Genomic DNA, 24,398 nt, shown 5'->3' on the forward strand with positions numbered 1-24,398 from the left:
AATAACTTGATTGTAACAAGAAGGGAATCTATTGAAAAGATGCTTTGTCAAATAATGTTCTTTTTATCTAATGTCCTTTTTTGATATGATAGAGATTGATTATTTAAATAGAGGTGTAAACACATGGAATATCAAGTATTACTTTATTATAAATATACGCCCATTGAAGATCCGACTCTTTTCAAAGAAGAGCACATGGCGCTTTGTGAAGAAATCGGCTTAAAAGGACGTATTCTTGTGGCAAATGAAGGAATCAACGGGACCGTTTCTGGTACTGTGGCTCAAACAGAAGCCTACATGGCGGCTTTAAAATCTGATGCACGTTTCGCTGATATGATTTTCAAAATCGAGAAATCTGATGAGCATGCGTTCAAAAAAATGAAAATTAAAGTCAAGCGTGAAATTGTAAACTTAAGCTTAGAAGATGATGTAAATCCGAATGAACTTACAGGGAACCATCTTCCTCCTGAGGAGTTTTACAAAGCGATGCAAGAAGACGACGTCATCATTATTGATGCGCGAAACACATATGAGTATGATCTTGGACACTTTAAAAATGCCATTCGTCCAGACGTTGAAACGTTCCGTGATCTTCCTGACTGGATTCGTGACAATCTAAGTGACCAAAAAGACAAAAAAGTGTTAACGTATTGTACAGGTGGCATTCGCTGTGAGAAATTCTCTGGGTTTCTTCTAAAAGAAGGTTTCCAAGATGTGTCTCAACTTGAAGGTGGAATCATCACCTATGGCTACGATGAAAATGTACAAGGTCGCTTATGGGACGGAAAGTGCTACGTATTCGACGAGCGTATTTCGGTACCGGTAAATCGTACAGAAGAATCTACAGTCGTTGGAAAATGCTACTACTGTGGAAATCCTGAAGAGCGCTATGTAAAATGCGGAAATCCTGATTGTAATAAACATCTTCTTTTATGTGAAGACTGTGAACATGAGCATATTCGTTCTTGTAGTCAAGAATGCAAAGATCATCCACACAACCGTTATGTAAAAGAACACTCTGAACAAGTCCATAGCTAAGCAAAAAGGCAGCCCTCTAAACGTGAAGTTTCACCTATTTAGACCGCTGCCTTTTTTGTAAAACTTGGGGGTTGAATAGGTGAATAAGACGATTCATTTTCATTAATATTTGTAAATTACTATTATATAATTCCTATATTTGTTATCCTGTATATGAATGGACTTAAATTCTTTCGCCTGTTTTCTAGAAATATTTGATGTAATTCGGCGTGATTCAACCTTAATACGTCTTGGTAAACGATCGCTATGATCAAACGATCGTAAAATGTTTAGATACCAGTCATTCACCAAACATACTGTCATCCCCAAAAGTTTCGCAGGCCTTTTTAGTAGAAGGCTCTTAAATATGTATGTACTTAGTCTAGACGAATTCCCCTTTTTCCTTTAAAAGGGCGCCTAGCAATGCCCTTTTCACTACGAATTAGAAGATTCCTTTGCGTTTTAACATATACATATAAAGCAATTTTCATCATATGTATAGTGATGACGAAAAGGATCTTAGGCACATGTAATTTAAAAACCAAAGCAGAAATGTGGTGAGAATGTCAAATGGAACATGAAATGGGATATATGATCTCTCACTATGGATATTGGGGAATCATTGCTCTCTTTGTAGGAGGCATGATTGGGCTCCCTATTCCTGATGAAGTGATTTTAGTATTTGTAGGCTATCAAATTCACCGTGGGAACATGTTTTTCTTATATGCCTATATAAGCGCAGTATTTGGGACATTTATCGGAATTTCCATTAGCTATTGGATCGGTAGATTGTTGGGCATGTCCTTCTTACAAAAAATTGGACCAAAAGTGGGGTTAAATGAGAAGCGGATTGAAAAAGCTCATACCTACTTTAATCGCTGGGGACCTGTCGTACTATTCGTTGGATATTTTATTCCTGGTGTAAGATATATTACAGCGTATTTAGCTGGCATTTCGAAAATGGACGGAAAGAAATTCATCATTTATGCATATAGCGGTGCTATGTGCTGGGTGCTTGTGTTCTTGCTTATCGGAAGGGAACTTGGTCGCGGCTGGGAGCAGATGTCTAGTTACATTCACTACCCACTTATTATCTTCCTCGCCTTGTTAAGTCTAGGAATCGGACTCTTCTGGTACTACAAACAGCAAAAAAGAGTGTACAAATAAACGAGATGGTCTGCAAAAAGGACTGTCTCGTTTATTTGTGTAGTCTATTGAAACAGCAAGGCATAGAGCTGCTTGCCTAATTTATCGTTATGAGCGACGAGTGAAATTTGTCTACTTAAATCAATTCCCTTAATTTTCAACGCTTTGACATGAGATCCTCGGGCGTGATCAATAAAAATCTTTGGTAAAATAGACATTCCTAAATTAGCATGAATAAACCCAATAATACTTTGCCCAAAATCTATCTCCGTTGAAATAGGAAGGTCTTTTCCTTTTTCACTATATGCTCTTTCAATAGAGGAACGTACATCACAGCCTTCCGGAAGTAAAACGAGCGGTTCATTCTCAAACTCCGAAAAAGAGACCTCTTCTTTCTTTGCTAGCGGATGATCCGAATTCAAAAACAAATAAAAGTCTTCGGTAAACAACGGCTTTGACCAATACGTATGTGAGATAAATTGATCATCAATTAATGCCGCATCCACTTCCCCTGACTTCAAATAGTCAAAAATATCATGGTAACTGTATGATATTTTAACGTTTATTTTCCGCTCGGTCTTTGCCTCTGCAAGCTTGTACGGTAAATAAGAGCTCGCAATACTCGGCCACGTCCCTACCGTTACGGATGTCCATTCTTCCGTCAAAACGATTTCGCGCTGGATGCTTTGTAGCTTTTGAAGCAGCGGCTGAACTTCTTTATACAGTATCTCTCCTGCCTTCGTGAGCTCCACACCGCTAGAAGTACGCTTGAATAATGAAGCACCAAGTTCCTCTTCTAATTTACGCATTTGCTTACTCAAGGCCGGCTGCGACATATGCAGTTGCTCGCTTGCTTTTGACAAGCTACGTGTATCTGCGGTTATCCAAAAAGACTCAAGCCATTCTGTTCTCATCTTTATCACCCATAACCTTTTGTTATACCCCTACTACTTAAGGGAAGTTCTCAACATTTTAGATACATGATAGTCTATGTATGAATCAAACGCAACACACAAGTGAACCATACGGTTACAAGGAGGAATTGAACGATGTTTTTAAATAAAATGCTTATTAACGGTGAATGGATTTCAACTGAAAAAACAATGGATGTCACAAATCCTGCAACAGAGGAAAAAATCGGTTCTATTCCAAACGGAGGCGCAAAAGAAGCACAAATGGCAGTTGATGCTGCTTCTGAAGCCTTCACAACATGGTCAAAACGAACGGCAGAAGATCGCGGTCGCTTACTAATGAAATGGTTTCAATTAATTGAAGAAAACATAGATGAGCTAGCTGAAATTATGACAACAGAGCAAGGAAAATCATTAAAAGAAGCACGAGGAGAAATTGCTTACTCCAATAGCTTCATTTCTTGGTTTGCTGAAGAAGGAAAACGTATTTACGGTGAAACGATTCCAGCTTCTTCTCCAAACAAACGATTGTTCGTTCAAAAACAACCTATTGGGGTTGTCGCAGCTATTACACCTTGGAATTTCCCTGCTGCGATGATCACACGAAAACTAGCTCCGGCTTTAGCTGCTGGTTGTACAGTCGTACTAAAACCATCTGAAGAGACACCTTTTACAGCACTACGACTAGCGCAGTTAGCTGAAGAAGCAGGTATTCCAAAAGGGGTCGTGAATGTTGTAACAGGTGAAGCTGCACCTATTTCAGAAGTGTGGCAAAATGACGGACGCGTCCGCAAGCTTACCTTTACAGGATCTACACGTGTCGGAAAAATTCTCATGAGCGGTGCTTCTGAAACAGTAAAAAAATTATCACTAGAACTAGGTGGACATGCTCCGCTTATTATTACAAAGCGTGCTGACATGGAAAAAGCAGTTGAACAAGCAGTGGCATCAAAATTCCGAAATGGTGGTCAAACATGCGTATGTACAAACCGCATCTTTGTTGAAGAATCTGTCGCAGAAGAATTCACTACAAAATTCACCGCAAAAGTAGCGGAGCTTCGTGTTGGTAATGGTTTAGATGAGAGCACAGATATTGGACCGTTAATCAATAAAAGCGCAGTTGATAAAGTGAAAGCGCAAATTGAAGACGCTGTTCAAAAAGGCGGCGAAATCCTGACTGGTGGACATGCACTAACAGACCAAAAAGGATTCTTTATTGAACCAACTGTTATTAAAAATGCAACAGACGATATGCTTTGTATGTATGAAGAAACGTTTGGACCACTTGCACCAATCACAACGTTTACAGATGTTGATGATGCGATTCGTCGTGCAAACAACAGCCCATATGGATTAGCAGCTTACGTTTTCACGGAAGATATTAAAGAAGCCATCCATATTGTCGAAGCACTTGAATATGGAATCATTGGTTTAAATGATGGTGGCCCTTCTGCTGCTCAAGCACCGTTTGGTGGATTCAAAGAAAGCGGACTAGGTCGTGAAGGAAGCCGTCACGGTATTGAAGACTTCCTCGAAATGAAATATATTTCCTTAGGACTATAAGAGCTGATTGTGTATAATAGACCTTTATTGACAATTGATTAGTGAACCGGACTTGCCCTTTGCACGTCCGGTTTCCTTTGTTTAGATTTGAAAGAAAGGAGCTTCAACATGAAGCGTATAACAAAAGAAACAGCTGCCTTTCTCTCGAAAATGGGCATTACCTTACAAGTTTTTAAAACGGCGCTTGCTGCCGGTATCGCATGGTGGGTTTCAAAGCTCGTTTTCCCTGACCTTTTCCCATTTTTAGCACCGTTGGCGGCTGTCTTAATTACAAATACAACTATTCAAAACTCTATTCAAAAGGCCCTCTTCCGAATGGCCGGAGTCATTGGTGGGGTTACAATTAGTGTAGCCATCGCCCACATCCTACCGATATCAGGTTTTACCGTCTTTATTAGCATTTTAGTCGGTATGGCTGTATCAACCGCGCTCAACATCCATAAAGAAATTGTCTCTCAAATTGGCGTGACGGCCACGATGGTACTTGCTTTTATGTCTTCTTCAGGGTATGGATATGGACGAATTGTTGAAACAGCGATTGGTGCTTTTATCGGCGTCATGATTAACCTACTCATCGTTCCTAGCTCCTCATTTTCTGCTTATATAAAAGGTCTTCAAACGGAATTAAGTGAAGCGAAACAACTTGCTTCACCTAAGAACATTTTGAATAAGCGATAAAAAGCATTTCCTGTTGGAAATGCTTTTTACGTTAGATGATAAATACGGTGGCGATTCGTACCTTCCCGTGCTGGAGAAGTAAGCAAAAGCTTTCTAGTGACTATCGGAGACTCGATGCATAGGAAGTTGCGCGCTTGTTGATTGGAAATGGTGTGACTAATTAAGAGCTTATAATCATTGAGAGCAGCATAATGGGCCGTCTTTGATGTTTTATAACATAACAGACAGTCCCATCTTCCCCACCCTCTCTTCATTGAAAGCTCATCACAAAAAGGACATTGAACACCCTTTATGAGCTCGATCGGTAAAATCTCTTCCTGTTCTAAAATATCGATGTCGAGGGGCGCATGCTCGTTTAAGGTTAATTTTATTGCTTCATATACTTGATTTTTAGACCATTTCTTTTTTGAGTGAAGCTGAGACATTTCTCTTACTATGAATGGAATTTTTTCTGCGTGGATCATCGTGTGTATGTGAGGGTGATTCGGTGTGGATTGTAAAATCGTTTGTGGTCGGCTAATAACTACTAGGCCTTCAATAGGAATGGGGGCAATATGATGAAACGCAAACCATTTTTTAAGTTGATTTTTCTGTCGTTCAAGCTGAAAAACTGGATTAGGAAAGCCCTCTTTCTTCTCATCAATGATGCGAATCATCTGCTGAAAGCTTTCTTCTAAGACGAGTACACCTTTAAAGTTCTTCACTTCTAAAATGAGGGCGAATCGCTGTGAGATCACTAACGTATCAATCTGAAAATAATGGCTACCATCGAAAAGACGCAAATCATGCAAGATCCAGTAAGTATCTTCTGGTAAAAAGCTAAGGGGATAATCAATCTCCCTCTCTCCTCTATAACCCGCTTTTAAACGATATAACTTTTCAGCGATACTGTCTCTTTTTGCGTGCTGATGTGGAAGACGTCTCAGTAAGGCCTCTAACTTTTGAAGCTTTAATGGAATTGTGCGTTCCTTCGCAATCATTACATTCCTCCTTTTATTTAGTCATTCATATGTTCGGTTTAAAAGAGAGAATTCCCTGCTATTCTGAGATGATTTTCAACAGTAATCACTCGTCTCTTCCCTCTTATCCCTATAATTTAAGTAAAACGAATTTTTTTATGATTGAGTAACTCGTTTTTAACTGATTTTTCTTTTCTATCGATCGGTTTTTCTGTTCTATCGATCAATTTTGCTTTTCTATCGATCGGTTTTCCGCTCCTATCGGTCAATTTCTCCTCGCTATCGGTCTTTTTACTGAATTGGCACTTCTTTCTTCTCGCATTTAACTGGGTTTTCTCTTCTATCGATCACTTTTGCTTTTCTATCGATCGGTTTTCGGCTTCTATCGATCATTTTCTCCCCGCTATCGGTCTTTTTACTGAATTGGCACTCCTTTCTTCTCCCATTTAACTGGGTTTTCTCTTCTATCGATCACTTTTGCTTTTCTATCGATCGGTTTTCCGCTCCTATCGGTCGATTTCTACCCCTTATCGGATTTTTTCCTGGTCATGTGCTCAGCACCACGGTCTACCAATAAAAAAAGCAGACCCCAAAAGGTCTGCTTCTCTCTTATTCACCTAAGTCAACGTTGTGGTACACCTGTTGAACATCGTCTAATTCTTCTAACGCATCAATCATTTTTTCAAACTGTGCTTGTGCGTCTTCTGGTAGCTCAACGTCATTTTGCGCTAACATAATGATTTCTGCTACTGAGAATTCTGTTACACCAGCTGTTTTGAATGCTTCTTGAACAGCATGGAATTGTTCTGGATCTGCATATACGATGGCTGCGTCTTCTTCTTCAAGAATGTCACGCGCATCTACGTCTGCTTCCATTAGTAGTTCTAGCACTTCGTCACCAGATTTACCTTCTACCCCGATAACAGCTGTTGCGTCGAACATGTAAGCAACCGATCCACTCACACCCATGTTCCCACCGTTTTTACCGAACGCTGCACGAACGTCAGATGCTGTGCGGTTTACGTTATTTGTTAGGGCATCAACGATTACCATTGAACCGTTTGGTCCGAAGCCTTCGTAGCGAAGCTCGTCATAGTTTTCTTCTGCGCCGCCTTTTGCTTTTTCAATGGCACGGTCAATAATTGCTCTTGGTACGTTATATGTTTTAGCACGCTCAAGTACTACTCGTAATGCTTGGTTAGATTCTGGATCTGGTTCACCTTGCTTGGCAGCAACGTAAATTTCACGACCAAATTTTGCGTAGATACGGCTAGTATTAGCATCCTTTGACGCTTTCTTTTCTTTAATATTGTTCCACTTACGACCCATATTGAACACTCTCTTTCTTTTTTTGAATCTATCTCATTTCATCATAAATAAAGTATATTTTGCGTTTTACACGCAAGTCCTGCATACCATTATACATCAACTCCCCCTCTCATTTCGAGTTTATTAACTAAAATTAGGGGGAAGCTTCCTCTTCAAAATATTGACATTCAAAATTAAGTCGCATACAATAACTACCAATAAAGCACACAAAATTCGTTGATGAGAACTAGTACGCTACAAGCTGTTCCACAGAGAGCCGGTGTTTTGCTGAGAACCGGTGCTCAGGGTGTAGCCGAATATCCTCTCTGAGAAGCCAGGCTGAACAGTAAGTAAGCCTGGACGGTAGTCTACCGTTAAAAAGAACGCGTATGATTGTACGTTGCTGAGTGCTATTGATGAACGGTCAATAGAATCCAGGGTGGTACCGCGGGTTAGACCCGTCCCTTGTTTAGAGGGACGGGTCTTTTTTGTGTGCTTTTCATTCATTATGAAGGAGTGGTATCACATGAAAGAAGTGAATGCAAAAGAAACAGCCGTTGAACGCGAACAGCGCACCCAAAAGCGCTGGTCTGAGCAGAATGTATTTCAGCGATCCGTTGAAAATCGAAAGGATAAACCATCATTCGTTTTCTATGAGGGACCACCGACAGCTAACGGTCTTCCACACGTTGGGCATGCTTTAGGTAGAACGATTAAAGACGTGGTAGCACGATATAAAACAATGTCTGGCTATCACGTGTTGCGAAAGGCTGGTTGGGATACGCACGGGCTCCCTGTCGAGCTTGGGGTTGAAAAACAGCTTGGAATCTCAGGCAAACACGAAATCGAAGAGTATGGCGTAGAAGCATTTATTCAAAAATGTAAGGAAAGTGTGTTTACGTATGAGAAACAGTGGCGATCGTTTACGGAGAAGATCGGCTACTGGGTCGACATGGATGACCCATACGTTACACTTGATAATTCATATATCGAAAGCGTATGGCACGTGCTTGGAACTATACACGAAAAAGGACTGCTTTATAAGGGGCATCGCGTGTCACCATACTGCCCTAGCTGTCAAACATCACTGAGTTCACACGAGGTTGCACAGGGCTATAAAGATGTAAAAGACTTAACAGCAACGGTCAAATTTAAGCGGACCGATCGTGACGGAGAGTTTTTCCTCGGGTGGACGACTACGCCGTGGACATTACCAGCAAACGTTGCGCTAGCTGTTCATCCAGAGATCACCTATGTTCGCGTACAGCAGCAAGCGGAAACATATGTAGTCGCAAAGTCACTCGTTAATGAGGTATTAAAAGGTGACTTTACGCTTTTATCAGAGCATAAAGGAAATGAGTTTGTCGGCGTGTCCTATGAGCCTCCGTTTCAAACAGTGACTGTCTCTAATGGTCATAAAGTGCTCACTGCTGACTATGTTACAGAGGCAAGCGGAACAGGTGTCGTTCATATCGCACCTGCTTATGGGGAGGATGATTACCGCGTAATCAAAGAACATGGCTTTTCTTTTGTTAATGTTGTAGATGAAAAAGGACATTATACGGCTGATGTTCCGATGTTTGAAGGACGGTTTGTAAAGGATTGCGATGTAGATGTTGTTCGTTACTTGGCTGATCAAGGGCTTCTTTATCACAAAGAAAAATACGAGCATAGCTATCCATTCTGCTGGCGATGTGACTCCCCTCTCCTCTACTATGCGACAGAGAGCTGGTTTATCCAAATGACCGCGATCAAGGGTCAGTTAATCGAGAATAACCACGACGTTACTTGGCATCCAGATCATATCAAGTACGGACGTTTTGGAAACTTTTTAGATAACATTGTTGATTGGAACATCAGTCGAAAGCGATACTGGGGAACTCCGCTGAACGTATGGGAATGTGAGCAATGTAACCATCAGCTTGCTCCGAAAAGCATGAAAGAATTGCAGCGCTATGCAACGAGCACTGTAGAAGACGACGTTGAATTACACAAACCATATGTAGATAAAATTGATCTTACGTGCCCTTCTTGTCAGGGTAATATGAAGCGCACGTCAGAAGTCATTGACGTATGGTTTGATAGCGGCGCAATGCCATTTGCACAATATCACTACCCATTTGAAAACAGTGATCAATTCCAAAATCAATTTCCCGCCGATGTTGTCGCAGAAGGGATTGACCAAACACGTGGATGGTTTTATAGCCTCCTCGCCGTGTCAACGCTCTTTACAGGGAAAGCACCTTATAAACGAGTTCTCTCTCTCGGTCATGTGTTAGATGAAAATGGACAAAAAATGTCTAAGAGTAAAGGCAACGCACTTGATCCACTAGAGCTTGTAGATACATTCGGAGCCGATGCACTTAGATGGGCACTTCTAGCTGACAGTGCACCGTGGAATCCAAAGAAGTTCTCTAAGCGCGTCGTACAAGAAGCGAAGTCAAAAGTTATTGATACGCTCATGAACGTATACAGCTTTTACGTTCTATATGCAAAACTCGACGGATACGATCCTGCTCAACATCAGCATACGAAAAGAACAAAACTCGATGAATGGATTCTTTCAAGGCTTCACAGTACGCTACAAAACGTTACACATGGTCTAGAGAACTACGAATTTACAGGTGCTGCCCGTGAGATTGCCGCCTTTATCGAGGAGCTAAGCAACTGGTATGTTCGTCGTTCTAGAGAGCGCTTTTGGGCAAAGGATATGACGACAGAAAAAGCGGCTGCCTACGCAACGCTTCGCGAAGTTCTGTTAACACTTAGTAAAATGATGGCACCTTTTGCACCGTTTATGACAGATGAAGTTCATGAAAATCTTACAGGAGAAAGTGTGCACGTAGCTGATTATCCTACGCTTAACGATAAGCTCATCAACGTAAAGCTTGAGGAGGAAATGAGCGCTGTCTTACAAGTTGTAGAGCTTGGGCGGAGTATACGTAACAATCACTCACTTAAAGTAAAGCAACCACTTCAAGCGCTAACGATTGTGTCTGATGCGGATGTACCGTGGGAAAATTACGAGGACGTCATTAAAGAAGAGCTGAACATCAAACAAATCAAGGTGTCATCACCTCAAGAGAACCTTCTAACATATGAAGTGAAGCTTGATTTTAAAAGTGCTGGACCGAAGTTTGGAAAGCTTGTCAATGAGGTAAACCGCTGGCTAACGAGCCAGACTGATACGGTAGCAAAAGAATTGTTGGAGAGAGAACAGCTAGAAGTTCTGTTACACGATCAAATACTTCACCTTACAAAAGAAGATGTGATCATTTCGCAAGTAGCACCAAACGGAATGGCCGTTGCCGCTACAAATGAATTAACGGTTTTACTCACGATCACACTGACAGATGAATTGGTTCATGAAGGAATGGTGCGGGAAGTCGTGCGGGCCGTTCAGGATCAACGTAAAAAGCTTGATTTGCCAGTTAACTTACGAATTGATTTGACGCTCGGGGTGACCGATGAGATGAAGAACATTCTTTCGCAATTTGATTATGTCTTAAAAGAAAATTTATTGTTAAAAAATTTAATGTTGACCGATTTAAAAACAGAACCTACCCTCACGGTGAATCAGCAAGCCGTATCAATTCATATCAACGCTAACTAAACAAAAGCCTGCCCGTTCTCACGGGTAGGCTTTTCACAATTAAAATAAATGATTCCATTGAAGATATAGAACAACGGCTCCGATTATGAGCAAAACAAGTGGCATGACCATGCTTTTGAAGCTGTCTTTTATCTTTATATGTGTGAAGACCGCTCCAATCATAGTCACAACAACTAACAAACCACCCCACGCTGCAAGAGCTTCTTTCCATATCCCTGCTACTAATAATCCGGCAGACACGACCTCAACAAGTCCTGTAAAGATGCGGAACCAGCTTGGATAACCATACTGTTTGAACCCCTCCACCATTTGCTTGGAACCAAATTTCATTAGACCAAACATTACAAAGCCAATACCTAAGATTACTTGAAGAATGACGGATAACATCCTCATTCAACCCCCTTGTCATAGGTTTTTTGCTTCGAACAATAGGGTACATGTTCCCTATTACTAGGATATATTGCAAAAATGCCCCACGTAGAACTTCTTTTTTTGCTCAACCCAGTTTTTACAAAATAACAAATGAAATAGTTTGACAATTACAACTACCCTAATTATAATTATCTTGAGTTTGAAATATTTTAATTCGAAACAAAGGACAATTGGGAGGAATAACAAATGACAATCGATTTATATGAAGCGTTACAATCACGCCGTTCTTATTATGCAATTAACAAAGATGTAAAAGTATCAGATGAGCGTATTAAAGAAATTGTTGAATTTGCGGTTAAGCACACTCCATCTTCATTTAACTCACAAAGTGCACGTGTTGTGGTCTTAACAGGTGCTGCACATGATAAGCTTTGGGACTTAACAACAGACACATTAAAAGTAGTTGTAGGTGACGGAGACTTCTCTGGAACACAGCAAAAAATGGATTCATTCAAAGCTGGCTATGGCACAGTGTTATTCTTTGAAGACGAGTCAGTTGTAAGAGCTCTTCAAGAACAATTTGCTCTATATGCTGACAACTTCCCTGTTTGGTCTAACCAATCATCTGGTATGCACCAACTTGTTGTATGGACAGGATTAGAAGCTGAAGGCTTAGGCGCTTCATTACAGCATTACAATCCACTAATTGACGAGCAAGTAAAAGCAGAGTGGAACATTCCAGCAGAATGGAAGCTTATCGCTCAAATGCCTTTCGGAAACCCTGCTGCTGAACCAGGCGAAAAAGAATTCCAACCGCTAGATACACGTGTAAAATTTTATAAATAATGCAAAAAGCCGCAATTAATTTGCGGCTTTTTTGTATTGTAACTTGTTTTGCAGTCTGATTTGTGAGAATAAAACCAAAAATAAAAGTCAGCGCCTAGGGGCACTGACTTTTCGCTTCAATCATTTGTTTGATAAAAATAAAAAACCACCAACAGTATGTATTGGTGGAGACGGTGGGAGTCGAACCCACGTCCAAAAATATCGGCACTTAAGCGTCTACGAGTGTAGTCGGCATATTCGTAATTCGCGATCTCTTCTGCCTACCGACAGGCGTCCGAGTCGCTAGTCTGATTAATCTCTTCCTTCGTCCTCAGACGGCGAACTCCGGCGTAGCCCACTTAAAGTGAGTCCCTTACCCTACCACATGGGCGATGGAGGGAGGAACCGCTAAGCTACTATTAGGCAGCTAAAGCGAAATTGTTGTTTGATTTGCCAGTTATTATTGGCTTTGACGTTTTGACGAGGCCGATCCCCTCGACTCGCGGCTTAAGCTCGAACTATCCCTGTCGAATCCGTAACGTCCCCATATAAGAAAGGAGTTATTCGGAAAAGCTACAACGTCTTGTCATAGCAGGTAGCTACAATGAGCTTAAAATAACTGCGGTAACTGGCAACTACAGTTATTATTATAGCACAAACACAAAATCATGCAAATGTAACTTTTTGTAAGTTACACTTTCTGACGATCACGGAACGCACGCTCAATGTCACGCTTCGCTTCCTTCTTCTTCAGATCTTCACGCTTGTCATATTTCTTTTTACCCTTCCCGACACCAAGTAAAACTTTCGCAAATCCGTTTTTCAAGTACACTTTTAGCGGTACGAGCGAGTAACCTGTCTCTTTCGTATAGCCAATTAGCTTGTTGATTTCACGGCGATGCATCAGTAACTTACGCGTGCGCAGTGGGTCATGATTATAGCGGTTTCCTTGTTCATACGGACTTACGTGCATGCTGTATAGAAACAATTCCCCGTTGTGGACACGTGCGTATGAATCTTTTAAGTTCACGCGACCAGCACGAATGGATTTAATTTCTGTCCCTTGTAGCACAATCCCTGTTTCAAATGTTTCCTCAATAAAGTAATCATGGTTTGCTTTTTTATTTTGAGCTATTACTTTTCCTGCTCCCTTTGGCATAACAATCCCTCTCTATCTACATCAAACTTAGCGGGAGATTGGAGCCCTAAGGCTCCTTTCTCCTACTATTGTTTTTTGCGCTTTTTCTTTTTCGCCGGCTTTGCAACGCCTTCGTAGAACTTGCGCTTTTTCTTCGGCTTCTTATCAGATGATGATGAGGCTGAAGCTGAAGGTGAAGACGGTTTTCTTCTTGTTGAACGTTCGCCGCCTTGTTTTTTCGTCGGCTTTTTGCGTCCATCCTGTTTCCCTTTAATCACCGTTGGACGTGCTTTACGCTCACGGCGCTGAGAGCCCTTCATACCTTCTACAACAAAATCAACTGAACGCTCTTCTTTATTCACATCGACTACACGTACCGTAATTTCATCACCAATACGAAGAATATTACCTGTGCGTTCACCGATCATAGCGTATTGACGATCATCATAGCGGTAGTAATCGTCTGTTAAGTCACTTACATGAATAAGACCTTCAACCGTATTTTCTAACTCCACGAACACACCGAAGTTTGTTACGGAGCTAATAATACCGTCAAATACTTCGCCAACTTTGTCAGCCATGTATTCTGCTTTCTTCATGTCATCTGTTTCACGCTCTGCATCAACTGCACGACGTTCCATGTTTGACGAATGCTCCGCAATTTCAGGAAGCAGCTCTGCCCATTTCGCGCGCGTATTTTCATCAACTTTTCCTTCAATTAAGTACGTACGAATAAGTCTGTGTACAATTAAATCTGGATAACGACGGATTGGAGACGTGAAGTGCGTATAGAACTCCGTTGATAGCCCGAAGTGACCTAAGCTGTCTGGCGCATAACGAGCTTGCTTCATTGAACGAAGCATAACAGTTGATACAACCATCTCTTCTGGATTGCCGTGAACTTCTTCTAAAAGCTCCTGTAACGCACGTGGATGAACATCGTTTCCTTTTCCTTTGATCGTATAACCAAAGTTTGCGACAAACTCGAAGAAACGCGTTAGTTTTTCTTCGTTTGGCTCTTCATGGATACGATAAATGAACGGGATCTTCATCCAATGGAAGTGCTCTGCTACCGTTTCATTGGCAACTAGCATGAACTCTTCAATCAAGCGCTCTGCTACCGAACGTTCACGTAGTACTACGTCACTTGGCTTCCCTTCTTCATCAACCAATACTTTTGCTTCTTTAAAGTCAAAGTCAATGGCACCGCGATCCATACGCTTTTTACGTAGAACGCCTGCAAGTTCACCCATAAGTTCAAACATTGGAACGAGCGGTTCGTATCTTTCAAGAAGTTCTGGATCTTTGTCATCTAAGATTTTCTTCACGTCTGAATATGTCATACGCTCCGTTGTTTTGATGACGCTTTGGAAGATTTCGTGTTTGACCACTTCACCATGACTGTTGATTTCCATCTCACAAGAAAGCGTTAAGCGATCGACTTGAGGATTTAATGAACAAATCCCATTTGAAAGACGATGTGGAATCATTGGAATAACGCGGTCTACTAAGTAAACACTCGTTCCGCGATCTTGAGCTTCTACGTCAATCGCGCTATCTTCTGTTACGTAGTAACTAACGTCAGCAATGTGGACACCTAATTTATAATGACCGTTATCAAGCTTTGTCACCGTAACAGCATCATCTAAATCTTTCGCATCTGCGCCATCGATCGTAACGATCATTTGGTCACGTAAATCACGACGATTTTTGATTTCATCTTCGTTAATCGTTTCTGGCGTATCGTTAGCCTGCTGCAAGACGTTCTCTGGGAAAGCCGTTGGCAAACCGTGCTTGTGAATCACTGAAATGATATCCACTCCTGGGTCATTTTTATGACCAAGAATTTCAATAACTTCACCTTCTGCACTCATACGACCCTCTGGATAAGAGGTAAGGCGTACGATTACTTTATGTCCGTCAATTGCTCCGTTCTTTGCCTTTTTCGGAATAAAGATATCGCTCACGATTTTTTTATCATCGGCAATTACGAAACCAAAATTACGGCTTTCCGTATACGTTCCGACGATCTCCTTCGTTCCACGCTCAATGATTTTAACAATGGTACCTTCTTGTCTTGAACCGCTTGATTTTGTTGCGACACGTGCAAGAACGATATCACCGTGCATGGCGTTCCCTGTTTCATTCGGTGGAATAAAAATGTCGTCTAGCTCTGTATCCTCTGGATCAACGAAAGCAAATCCTTTTGCATGTCCAATAAACTTACCGCGCAGTAAATTCATTTTTTCTGGTAGACCATAGCGATTGCTTCGCGTACGAATAATAAGACCTTGGTCTTCCATCTCTACTAATGCTTTGACAAACAATTTGAACGTAGACGAATCTTCAATACCAAATACTTCTTCCAATTCTTTTACCGTAAGCGGCTTGTATGACTCTTCTTTCATATAAGCAAGCAGACGATCAATGTGTTGCTGCATTTCCTGTTCCATGCTGTTCCCTCCTTTAAATTGGAATCTGACTCTATGTAAAAAGGATGCTCCGCAGATTTATTTTATGTCGGAGCATCATACATTCATTCGCTGTTACCAATCTAAACTCTCTAAAAATTGATATACATCTTCATGGAGCTGATCACGTTCTTTACCAAACGTGATGGCATGACCAGATTCCTCATACCACTTGATGTTTTTGACCGGTGACTCAACACCGTTATAAATAATATTCGCACTGTCCGTATTAATCATGTGATCGTTGCGGGCTTGTACCACAAACGTCGGAGCATAAATCATGTCCACAGAATCACGCACATCGCCAATAAGGTTTTGTAGCTCTTTTAGCGTCGTCATTGGTGTTTCTTCAAACTTCTTCATTTCCTCTTCAATTTGTTCAGAAGTTTTTCCTTCACGCTTTTTATATTCTCTAGCGTATTCCAAAACACCTTCATACATCACTTCTTCGCTCTTAATGTACATAGGCGCACACATGGTCACAATACCCTTTATAGGTACAGTGTAACCCAATTTCAATGAAAATACGCCACCTAGCGAAAGACCCACAGCTGCGATATCTTCATAGCCTTCGTCACGCAGTGATTGATAGGCATCTTGTACATCCTTCCACCAATCTTTTGGACCCGTATGAACCAACTCTTCTGGTGATACGCCATGGCCGCTGTAGATTGGGGCATGACACGTATAGCCTTTCGTTTCTAAAAATCTTCCTAGCATGCGAACATCAGCAGAATTTCCTGTAAATCCATGTAGTAATAAAACCGCTCGATCTCCACCCTTAAAAGTAAAAGGTTTCGGTGCAACTAATTTCATGATTTTTGTACTTCCTTTCTTACTTTTAGCTATGTGTATTTTATGATGATATGCATCATTCATGCATTAATGAACTGAGTCATTCCTATCTAAATAAACGTTTGTTTAAATTGTCTTCCGTCTAGAAATATCAAGGCGTTGCCCGACTTCAATCAAACGTTTGTTTAATGCACAATCCTATTGGGTTATTATATCATTTGCCCGTAACGAATAAAAATAAAGTGACAAATTCATGAAGAGGAATTTAACGACTTTCCCCTTCTTACTCCCCTGCATCCAACCAATAAAAAAAGACCAGCCCAAAAGGTGAGCTCGTCTTACAATTTAAAGTAAGTAACTGCGATTGCTAGCCCGAAAAATAAAACCGCCAGAACAATTGTTACGCGATGTAGCACAAGATCAATCCCGCGTGCTTTTTGTTTACCGAATAACTGCTCTGCTCCACCAGAAATGGCACCTGAAAGCCCCGTACTTTTACCTGTTTGTAATAATACAACTACAATAAGGGCAATTGAAACGATCACTAATAATGTTACTAAAACTGTATGCAGCATGTGTCTACACCTCCTGAGTACGCACCTTACCAATTGTTTTAAATGTACCATAAAAGGATGGCATGTACAAGATAACTTCATTTAATATACATAAAATTAACAAAAAATTGTGTCTGATTTCCCTTCCCTATGTAAAGGAAACGGAATCCTTGACATTGACGTTAGTGTTAATGTTTATACTAAGAGAGATGTTTTTGTGAACGTATCAATTGTAAGGAGAGGAAAACGCATGAGAATTGGTGTCCTAGCTGAAAAAACAGGGGTTAGCGAGCGGTCACTACGACATTATGAACAGCAGCATCTACTCGTATCAACCCGTCTTAAAAATGGCTATCGTGATTTCGATGAGTCAATGGTCGAGCGTGTAAAACAGATCCAGCTTTATTTAAGCTTAGGGCTTAATCTTGAGCAGGTAGCCATTATTTTAAAGTGTCTGGAAGACAAGCCTCTTTTATACGAAGAGCCCTGTTCCTCTATTATTGATATGTACGAGCAAAAGCTTTCCGATGTAAACGAGCAAATTGCTTTGCTTTCCACCATTAAGCAAAACCTAGAAGATCACGTCGGAATTTTAAAAGAAAATGCCAAAAAACAACGTATATAGGAGATGACCAACATGATTCCATTTTTACAACATAACCCTACTCGACTATGGTTTGGAAAAGACCAAATCACACAGCTTTCAAATGAAGTAGGTGAAAATAAACGCGTACTGCTCGTGTACGGTGGCGGTAGTATCAAACGAAACGGTGTTTATGATGCTGTTATCAATCAGTTAAAACAAGTGAACGCTGAAATCTTTGAACTAACAGGGGTTGAGCCAAACCCTCGTTTGACGACTGTTCATAAAGGCATTGAGATTTGCAAAACAGAGAAGATTGATCTTATTCTTGCTATGGGTGGAGGAAGCGTAATTGACTGCACGAAAGCCATTTCAATCGGTGCTACTTATGAAGGTAACGTGTGGGATATCATTACACGCAAAGCAACGGCTACTTCTGCCCTACCGTTTGGGACGGTACTAACACTCGCTGCAACAGGATCCGAAATGAACAGTATTTCAGTCATTAGCAACTGGGAGGAAAACGAAAAGCGCGGTTGGGGAAGCCCACTTGTCTATCCAACCTTCTCCATTCTAGATCCGACTTATACATTCTCAGTGCCTCTTGATCAAACCATTTACGGAGTTGTCGATATGATGTCTCATGCTTTAGAGCAGTACTTCCATCGTATTGATAATACGCCAATGATTGATGGGTTCATGGAATCATTCTTAAAAACCGTTATGAACGCAGGAAAAGAACTCGTGAATGATTTAGAGAACTTCTCTTTACGTGAAACGATTATGTATGCCGGGACAACTGCTTTTAATGATACATTCTCTAACGGAACAGACGGCGGTGACTGGGGTTCACATCAAATTGAGCATGCGCTATCAGCTCTTTATGACATCCCTCACGGTGGTGGATTAGCAATCGTATTCCCTAACTGGATGAAATATTGCGCAGAGTTTGATCCAACGCGTATGAAAATGCTCGCTGTAAATGTTCTTGGCGTATCAGCAGAAGGCAAAACAGACTTAGAGGTGGCGCACGAAGGAGCAGATGCACTTCGTAGCTTCTGGAATTCTCTCGGTGCCCCGAACCGCTTAGCTGATTACGACATTGACGATTCACGCCTAGATGAGCTTGTTGAAAAATCATTCATGAAGGATCAAGTCGGCTCTTATAAAATCTTAAACAAAGACGACGTGCGTGAAATTTTAAAAATGAGCATGTAATGAAAAACCAGGTGCTAGCTGTGCCTGGTTTTTTATAAACAAAAAAAGCTGCCCCAGAGGGACAGCTTTTTTCTATTCAGTCAGACAACTTATTTTTTTAAGTTGTAGAAAGATTTAAGACCATCGTATTTAGAAACTTCACCAAGTTGGTCTTCGATACGAAGTAATTGGTTGTATTTCGCAACACGGTCAGTACGTGAAGGAGCACCAGTTTTGATTTGACCAGCGTTTAATGCAACTGCGATGTCAGCAATTGTGCTGTCTTCAGTTTCACCAGAACGGTGAGAGATAACTGCAGTGTAACCAGCGCGTTTTGCCATTTCGATTGCATCAAATGTTTCAGTTAATGTACCGATTTGGTTAACTTTGATAAGGATTGAGTTAGAGATTCCTTTTTCAATACCTTCAGCTAATTTTTTAGTGTTTGTTACGAATAGATCGTCACCAACTAATTGAACTTTGTTACCAATACGTTCAGTTAGTAATTTGTGGCCATCCCAGTCGTTTTCGTCTAAACCATCTTCAATAGAGATGATTGGGTATTTAGCAACAAGATCTTCGTAGAAAGCAACCATTTCTTCAGAAGTAAGAGATTTGCCTTCACCAGCAAGATGGTATTTACCGTCTTCTTTGTTGTAGATTTCAGAAGATGCAACGTCCATTGCAAGCATAACTTCTTCACCTGGTTTGTAACCAGCTTTTTCGATTGCTTCAATGATTGTTTGAAGAGCTTCTTCATTAGAACCAAGGTTTGGAGCGAAACCACCTTCGTCACCTACAGCTGTATTGTAACCTTTACCTTTAAGTACAGATTTTAAGCTGTGGAAGATTTCAGCGCCCATACGTAGAGCTTCTTTGAAGTTAGCTGCACCAACAGGCATTACCATGAATTCTTGAATGTCAACGTTGTTATCAGCATGAGCTCCACCGTTGATGATGTTCATCATTGGTACTGGAAGAGTTTTAGCATTTACGCCACCAAGATATTGGTATAAAGGCATGTCATAGTAGTCAGCTGCTGCACGAGCTACTGCCATAGAAACACCAAGGATTGCGTTAGCACCTAATTCACCTTTGTTTTCAGTTCCGTCAAGTTCAATTAACGCTTTGTCAATTGCAACTTGATCGAATACATCGTAACCGATGATTGCTGGAGCGATTTTTTCGTTTACGTTTTCAACTGCTTTTAAAACACCTTTACCAAGGTAACGATCTTTGTCACCATCACGTAATTCAACTGCTTCGTATTCACCAGTTGAAGCACCACTTGGAACTAATGCGCGACCCATTGCGCCTGACTCAGTGTATACTTCTACCTCTACAGTTGGGTTACCACGAGAATCTAATACTTCACGACCATAAATATCAACGATAATTGACATGTTACATTCTCCTTTTCATCTAGAAAATTTATTTGATTAACGTTTTGCCTGTCATTTCTTTTGGTTGTTCTACGCCTAGTAGTGTCAGCATTGTTGGTGCTAAGTCACCTAGGATTCCACCATCACGAAGCTCAATTCCTTTTTTCGTTACGATTACAGGAACCGGATTCGTTGTGTGAGCTGTATGCGGATTGCCTTCGTCTGTTGTAATGATGTCTGCATTACCATGGTCAGCCGTGATAATCACTGTGCCGCCTTTTTCTGTAATTGCATCAACAACTTTTCCAAGACATTCGTCTACCGTTTCAATTGCCTTGATTGTTGGCTCAAGCATGCCTGAGTGTCCAACCATATCAGGGTTTGCAAAGTTCAACAGAATAGCATCTTGCTTGTCACCAGCGATTTGCTCTAGTAACGCGTCCGTTACTTCGTAAGCACTCATTTCTGGTTGTAAGTCATACGTTGCTACCTTCGGAGAATCAATTAGAATACGTGTTTCTCCTGGGAATTCTGCTTCACGACCACCGCTCATAAAGAACGTTACGTGAGGATACTTTTCAGTTTCAGCGATACGAAGCTGTCTTAAGTTGTTTTGTGATAGCACTTCACCCAATGTGTTATCCATTCCAACTGGTTTGAACGCAACGTACCCGTCTACTGTTTCACTAAAGTGCGTAAAGCACACGAAGTGAAGGTTTTTTGGGTGTTTTTCTCCACGATCAAATGAACGGAAATCTTCGTTCGTGAACGTGTTTGAAATTTGAATCGCGCGGTCTGGACGGAAGTTGTAGAAAATTACCGCATCGTCATCTTGAATAGTGGCCACTGGTTTACCATCCTCTTGGATCACAGAAGGTAAAACGAATTCGTCATAGATGCCATTTTTGTAAGAGTCTTCTACAAGTTCGTACTCGTTTTCGTAAGCTGGACCTTCGCCATATACCATAGCTCGGTAAGCTTTCTCAACGCGTTCCCAACGCTTGTCACGGTCCATTGAGTAGTAACGACCTGAAAGCGTCGCTAATTTACCAATACCGTATTCTTTGATTTTTTCGTTCAATTCGTTTAAATACTTCTCTGCTGATTGAGGTGCTACATCGCGACCATCAAGGAAACCGTGAATGTATACTTGTTTCACGCCTTCTTTTTTCGCAAGACGAAGTAATGCATATAAGTGTTCAATGTGACTATGCACACCACCATCAGAAAGTAGACCAAACACATGAAGGTTTGTACCTTTTTCTTTTACGTGGTTAACCGCGTTTAGGAACGTTTCGTTTTCAAAGAACTCGCCCTCACGGATTGCTACATTCACACGTGTTAAGCTTTGATATACGATGCGGCCTGCACCGATATTCAAATGTCCAACTTCTGAGTTACCCATTTGTCCCTCAGGAAGTCCAACTGCTTCGCCTGATGCTGTTAACGTTGCATGTGGATATTCATTCCACAAGCGATCAAAGTTTGGTTTTTTCGCTTGAGCGACCGCATTACCATGCTCTTCGCCACGAAGTCCAAAACCATCTAAGATGATTAAAGCAACTGGTTTATTACTCATTGTTACCTGCCTCCAAAAGTTGTAGGAAAGATTGCGCTTCAAGACTTGCGCCACCTACTAAAGCACCATCGATGTCAGGTTGAGAAAGATATTCTTTAATGTTAGCTGGTTTTACACTACCACCGTATTGGATACGTACTGCATCAGCAACATCTTGTGAGAATTGCTCAGCCACTACGCTACGGATATATCCACAAACTTCGTTTGCATCTGCAGATGTAGAAGATTTGCCTGTACCGATTGCCCAGATTGGCTCATAAGCGATAACCGTTTGTTTTGCTTGCTCGTCAGTTAAGCCTTTGAAAGCTTCTTTTACTTGTTGAGCTACAACTGTTTTTGTTTCGTTGTTTTCATACTGCTCGTCTGTTTCACCACAGCACACGATTGGTACCAGGTTGTGAGCGAAAGCTGCTAACGTTTTTTTGTTAACCGTTTCGTCCGTTTCAGCGAACATTTCACGACGCTCTGAATGACCAAGGATTACGTATTGTACGCCTAGATCTTGTAATGCTACAGGGCTAACTTCCCCTGTGAATGCACCACTTTGTTCAAAGTGCATGTTTTGAGCACCGACTTTAAGGTCAGTTCCTTTAGTTGCTTCTACTAAGCGGTCTAAAAATAGCGCAGGCGCACATACTACTGCATCTACTTTTTCAGATCCAGGTACAGATCCTTTTACTTCTTCCACGAAGCTTGTCGCTTCTGAAAGAACTTTGTTCATTTTCCAGTTACCTGCAATAATTGGCTTACGCATAGTTATCATCCTTTTTCAGTTTGATAGTCAAGACTTGCTCTGTTTTGCATGTTAAAAGACTACAGTTTCCTGTATTGGCTCGTCTTTTATCACCTTCCTACCCAACTTCTCCCCTTCGTAATCGGCATATTACATCTGGTTAAAAGAGAGTGTGGGTCATGGCTTTTTTATTCATCACGATACTTCCCGGAAAACCGGTTGGCTCAAGCATTTGATGGTAATAACACCATGACCTCTCTCCGCTCTTTTAGAGAATTAAGCATTCGGGTTATAATGCACTTCTTACTTGTCGTTTAGAGCTACAACGCCTGGTAATTCTTTACCTTCCATAAATTCTAGGGAAGCACCGCCACCTGTAGAAATATGGTTCATTTTGTCAGCTAATTTGAATTTCTCAGCTGCCGCTGCAGAGTCTCCACCACCGATAACAGAATATGTATCAGTTGATTCTGCTAAAGCTTCTGCTACTGCTTTTGTACCGTTTGCGAATGTATCAAGTTCGAATACACCCATCGGTCCATTCCAGATTACAAGCTTAGAGTTTTTGATTACGTCTGCATAAATTTCACGCGTTTTAGGACCTGCATCTAAACCTTCCCAATCACTTGGAATGTTTTCGATCGGTACGATTTGTGTATTTGCATCGTTTGAGAAATCGTCACCAACAACAACATCTACCGGCATGTAGAAGTTTACGTTGTTTGCTTTTGCTTTCTCCATGAATGATTTTGCAAGGTCAATTTTATCTTCTTCAAGAAGAGATTTACCTACTTCATAACCACGAGCTTTGATGAACGTATAAGCAAGTCCGCCACCGATGATTAGGTTATCGACTTTATCTAATAAATGATCGATTACACCGATTTTGTCTTTTACTTTCGCTCCACCAATGATTGCTGTGAATGGGCGCTCTGGATTTGATAAAGCTTTTCCAAGTACGTCAAGCTCTTTTTCCATTAAGATACCCGCTACTGCTGGAAGGTGATGTGCAATCCCTTCAGTAGAAGCATGCGCACGGTGAGCAGCACCGAATGCATCATTTACATATACATCTGCTAGTTCAGCAAATGATTTTGCTAATTCTGCATCGTTTTTCTCTTCACCAGGGTAGAAGCGTACGTTTTCAAGTACTAAAACGTCGCCTTCGTTCATGTCAGCGATTTGTTTTTGTACGTTTTCACCAAAAGCTTCGTCTGCTTTTGCTACGTCTTTTCCTAGATGTTGTTGTAAGCGTTCAGCTACTGCATTTAAGCGTAGCTCTTCCACTACTTGACCTTTCGGACGACCAAGATGGCTAGCTAAAATAACTTTTGCTCCTTGTTCTACTAAATAGTTGATAGTAGGTAAAGCAGCACGGATACGAGTATCATCTGTTACTTTCCCATCTTTCATTGGCACGTTGAAGTCAACGCGGCAGAATACTCGCTTTCCTTTTAAATCGATGTCACGAACTGTTTTCTTGTTCATCGTCAAAAGGCCTCCCTTATGTTCAATGTATTGGCAGACTTTGTTTATGAAGTGGTGCTCCTGTAAACAATCGTCTAAATAAAACA

General features: G+C 41.1%; 20 protein-coding genes, 1 other RNA gene and 1 other annotated feature. Of the genes, 8 read left to right on the forward strand and 13 right to left on the reverse strand.

What is annotated here, in order from left to right:
* The first annotated feature begins 123 nt into the window (after window positions 1–123).
* Together trhO and AMD01_RS21735 are read left to right on the forward strand one after the other, a co-directional pair.
* Window positions 124–1,038, forward strand: coding sequence for an oxygen-dependent tRNA uridine(34) hydroxylase TrhO (gene trhO / locus AMD01_RS21730; RefSeq protein WP_053403548.1), 915 nt, complete (start codon window positions 124–126; stop codon window positions 1,036–1,038).
* Window positions 1,039–1,587: 549 nt separating this feature from the next.
* Window positions 1,588–2,184, forward strand: a complete 597-nt coding sequence (locus AMD01_RS21735; protein ID WP_053403549.1) for a DedA family protein — start codon at window positions 1,588–1,590, stop codon at window positions 2,182–2,184.
* Between the two features lie 44 nt (window positions 2,185–2,228).
* Here the strand turns inward: AMD01_RS21735 and AMD01_RS21740 are convergent, their stop codons facing one another.
* On the reverse strand, window positions 2,229–3,077 hold the full coding sequence (locus tag AMD01_RS21740) for a LysR family transcriptional regulator (protein ID WP_053403550.1): 849 nt from the start codon (window positions 3,075–3,077) through the stop codon (window positions 2,229–2,231).
* Between the two features lie 135 nt (window positions 3,078–3,212).
* On the opposite strand from AMD01_RS21740, the gene AMD01_RS21745 reads away from it, so the two are divergent.
* Window positions 3,213–4,637: an NAD-dependent succinate-semialdehyde dehydrogenase gene (locus tag AMD01_RS21745; RefSeq protein ID WP_053403551.1), complete on the forward strand. Its 1,425-nt coding sequence runs from the start codon at window positions 3,213–3,215 to the stop codon at window positions 4,635–4,637.
* A 108-nt stretch (window positions 4,638–4,745) separates the two neighbouring features.
* Entirely contained in the window at window positions 4,746–5,315 is a 570-nt protein-coding gene (locus AMD01_RS21750) for an FUSC family protein (protein ID WP_053403552.1), read from the forward strand.
* 26 nt (window positions 5,316–5,341) lie between these two features.
* Here AMD01_RS21750 and AMD01_RS21755 read toward each other — a convergent pair whose 3' ends face one another.
* Both AMD01_RS21755 and AMD01_RS21760 read right to left on the reverse strand, forming a co-directional pair.
* A complete protein-coding gene (locus AMD01_RS21755; protein WP_053403553.1) occupies window positions 5,342–6,295 on the reverse strand; it encodes a nuclease-related domain-containing protein in 954 nt (317 codons plus the stop codon).
* A gap of 588 nt (window positions 6,296–6,883) precedes the next feature.
* On the reverse strand, window positions 6,884–7,603 hold the full coding sequence (locus AMD01_RS21760; RefSeq protein ID WP_053403554.1) for a YebC/PmpR family DNA-binding transcriptional regulator: 720 nt from the start codon (window positions 7,601–7,603) through the stop codon (window positions 6,884–6,886).
* Window positions 7,604–7,810: 207 nt separating this feature from the next.
* Window positions 7,811–8,051: a binding site (T-box leader), on the forward strand.
* Between the two features lie 57 nt (window positions 8,052–8,108).
* On the opposite strand from AMD01_RS21760, the gene ileS reads away from it, so the two are divergent.
* Entirely contained in the window at window positions 8,109–11,195 is a 3,087-nt protein-coding gene (gene ileS, locus AMD01_RS21765; protein ID WP_053403555.1) for an isoleucine--tRNA ligase, read from the forward strand.
* Window positions 11,196–11,234: 39 nt separating this feature from the next.
* On the opposite strand, the gene AMD01_RS21770 is transcribed toward ileS, so the two are convergent.
* Window positions 11,235–11,588 (reverse strand): DoxX family protein, encoded by a 354-nt coding sequence (locus tag AMD01_RS21770; RefSeq protein WP_083446665.1) that lies wholly within the window; start codon window positions 11,586–11,588, stop codon window positions 11,235–11,237.
* Window positions 11,589–11,813: 225 nt separating this feature from the next.
* Here AMD01_RS21770 and AMD01_RS21775 point away from each other — a divergent pair, with 225 nt between their 5' ends.
* The gene (locus tag AMD01_RS21775; protein WP_053403556.1) at window positions 11,814–12,413 is read left to right on the forward strand and encodes a nitroreductase family protein; all 600 of its coding nucleotides are present in this window, start codon (window positions 11,814–11,816) and stop codon (window positions 12,411–12,413) included.
* A 162-nt stretch (window positions 12,414–12,575) separates the two neighbouring features.
* Here the strand turns inward: AMD01_RS21775 and ssrA are convergent.
* The 5 genes from ssrA to secG form a co-directional block, all read right to left on the reverse strand.
* Window positions 12,576–12,938, reverse strand: a transfer-messenger RNA (tmRNA) gene (gene ssrA, locus AMD01_RS23785).
* A gap of 145 nt (window positions 12,939–13,083) precedes the next feature.
* Complete coding sequence (gene smpB / locus AMD01_RS21780; protein WP_053403557.1) at window positions 13,084–13,551, reverse strand: SsrA-binding protein SmpB; 468 nt, start codon at window positions 13,549–13,551, stop codon at window positions 13,084–13,086.
* Between the two features lie 65 nt (window positions 13,552–13,616).
* Window positions 13,617–15,983 (reverse strand): ribonuclease R, encoded by a 2,367-nt coding sequence (gene rnr / locus AMD01_RS21785; protein WP_053403558.1) that lies wholly within the window; start codon window positions 15,981–15,983, stop codon window positions 13,617–13,619.
* A 93-nt stretch (window positions 15,984–16,076) separates the two neighbouring features.
* Window positions 16,077–16,820: an alpha/beta hydrolase gene (locus AMD01_RS21790; RefSeq protein WP_281176912.1), complete on the reverse strand. Its 744-nt coding sequence runs from the start codon at window positions 16,818–16,820 to the stop codon at window positions 16,077–16,079.
* 314 nt (window positions 16,821–17,134) lie between these two features.
* Window positions 17,135–17,368, reverse strand: a complete 234-nt coding sequence (gene secG / locus AMD01_RS21795) for a preprotein translocase subunit SecG (RefSeq protein WP_053403829.1) — start codon at window positions 17,366–17,368, stop codon at window positions 17,135–17,137.
* Between the two features lie 232 nt (window positions 17,369–17,600).
* On the opposite strand from secG, the gene AMD01_RS21800 reads away from it, so the two are divergent.
* Window positions 17,601–17,975, forward strand: a complete 375-nt coding sequence (locus AMD01_RS21800) for a MerR family transcriptional regulator (RefSeq protein WP_053403560.1) — start codon at window positions 17,601–17,603, stop codon at window positions 17,973–17,975.
* Window positions 17,976–17,987: 12 nt separating this feature from the next.
* On the forward strand, window positions 17,988–19,151 hold the full coding sequence (locus AMD01_RS21805; protein ID WP_053403561.1) for an iron-containing alcohol dehydrogenase: 1,164 nt from the start codon (window positions 17,988–17,990) through the stop codon (window positions 19,149–19,151).
* An 89-nt stretch (window positions 19,152–19,240) separates the two neighbouring features.
* Here AMD01_RS21805 and eno read toward each other — a convergent pair whose 3' ends face one another.
* From eno to AMD01_RS21825, 4 genes are all read right to left on the reverse strand, one after another.
* Entirely contained in the window at window positions 19,241–20,533 is a 1,293-nt protein-coding gene (gene eno, locus AMD01_RS21810) for a phosphopyruvate hydratase (RefSeq protein ID WP_053403562.1), read from the reverse strand.
* A gap of 28 nt (window positions 20,534–20,561) precedes the next feature.
* Window positions 20,562–22,091, reverse strand: coding sequence for a 2,3-bisphosphoglycerate-independent phosphoglycerate mutase (gpmI, locus tag AMD01_RS21815; RefSeq protein ID WP_053403563.1), 1,530 nt, complete (start codon window positions 22,089–22,091; stop codon window positions 20,562–20,564).
* The gene (gene tpiA / locus AMD01_RS21820) at window positions 22,084–22,845 is read right to left on the reverse strand and encodes a triose-phosphate isomerase (protein WP_053403564.1); all 762 of its coding nucleotides are present in this window, start codon (window positions 22,843–22,845) and stop codon (window positions 22,084–22,086) included. Before tpiA ends, gpmI begins: the two co-directional genes overlap by 8 nt.
* A 282-nt stretch (window positions 22,846–23,127) precedes the next feature.
* Window positions 23,128–24,312, reverse strand: coding sequence for a phosphoglycerate kinase (locus tag AMD01_RS21825; protein WP_053403565.1), 1,185 nt, complete (start codon window positions 24,310–24,312; stop codon window positions 23,128–23,130).
* Window positions 24,313–24,398 lie beyond the last annotated feature (86 nt).

Origin of the sequence: Priestia koreensis (assembly GCF_001274935.1) — a bacterium.
Taxonomy (GTDB): Bacteria; Bacillota; Bacilli; order Bacillales; family Bacillaceae_H; genus Bacillus_AG; species Bacillus_AG koreensis.

Coding starts and splice junctions, on each gene's coding strand:
- AMD01_RS21745 (WP_053403551.1), top strand. CDS start 3,213: ATGTTTTTAAATAAAATGCTTATTAACGGTGAATGGATTTCAACTGAA.
- ileS (WP_053403555.1), top strand. CDS start 8,109: ATGAAAGAAGTGAATGCAAAAGAAACAGCCGTTGAACGCGAACAGCGC.
- AMD01_RS21755 (WP_053403553.1), bottom strand. CDS start 6,295: ATGATTGCGAAGGAACGCACAATTCCATTAAAGCTTCAAAAGTTAGAG.
- AMD01_RS21770 (WP_083446665.1), bottom strand. CDS start 11,588: ATGAGGATGTTATCCGTCATTCTTCAAGTAATCTTAGGTATTGGCTTT.
- gpmI (WP_053403563.1), bottom strand. CDS start 22,091: ATGAGTAATAAACCAGTTGCTTTAATCATCTTAGATGGTTTTGGACTT.
- rnr (WP_053403558.1), bottom strand. CDS start 15,983: ATGGAACAGGAAATGCAGCAACACATTGATCGTCTGCTTGCTTATATG.
- AMD01_RS21800 (WP_053403560.1), top strand. CDS start 17,601: ATGAGAATTGGTGTCCTAGCTGAAAAAACAGGGGTTAGCGAGCGGTCA.
- AMD01_RS21825 (WP_053403565.1), bottom strand. CDS start 24,312: ATGAACAAGAAAACAGTTCGTGACATCGATTTAAAAGGAAAGCGAGTA.
- AMD01_RS21760 (WP_053403554.1), bottom strand. CDS start 7,603: ATGGGTCGTAAGTGGAACAATATTAAAGAAAAGAAAGCGTCAAAGGAT.
- smpB (WP_053403557.1), bottom strand. CDS start 13,551: ATGCCAAAGGGAGCAGGAAAAGTAATAGCTCAAAATAAAAAAGCAAAC.
- AMD01_RS21805 (WP_053403561.1), top strand. CDS start 17,988: ATGATTCCATTTTTACAACATAACCCTACTCGACTATGGTTTGGAAAA.
- AMD01_RS21775 (WP_053403556.1), top strand. CDS start 11,814: ATGACAATCGATTTATATGAAGCGTTACAATCACGCCGTTCTTATTAT.
- tpiA (WP_053403564.1), bottom strand. CDS start 22,845: ATGCGTAAGCCAATTATTGCAGGTAACTGGAAAATGAACAAAGTTCTT.
- AMD01_RS21735 (WP_053403549.1), top strand. CDS start 1,588: ATGGAACATGAAATGGGATATATGATCTCTCACTATGGATATTGGGGA.
- AMD01_RS21740 (WP_053403550.1), bottom strand. CDS start 3,077: ATGAGAACAGAATGGCTTGAGTCTTTTTGGATAACCGCAGATACACGT.
- trhO (WP_053403548.1), top strand. CDS start 124: ATGGAATATCAAGTATTACTTTATTATAAATATACGCCCATTGAAGAT.
- eno (WP_053403562.1), bottom strand. CDS start 20,533: ATGTCAATTATCGTTGATATTTATGGTCGTGAAGTATTAGATTCTCGT.
- AMD01_RS21750 (WP_053403552.1), top strand. CDS start 4,746: ATGAAGCGTATAACAAAAGAAACAGCTGCCTTTCTCTCGAAAATGGGC.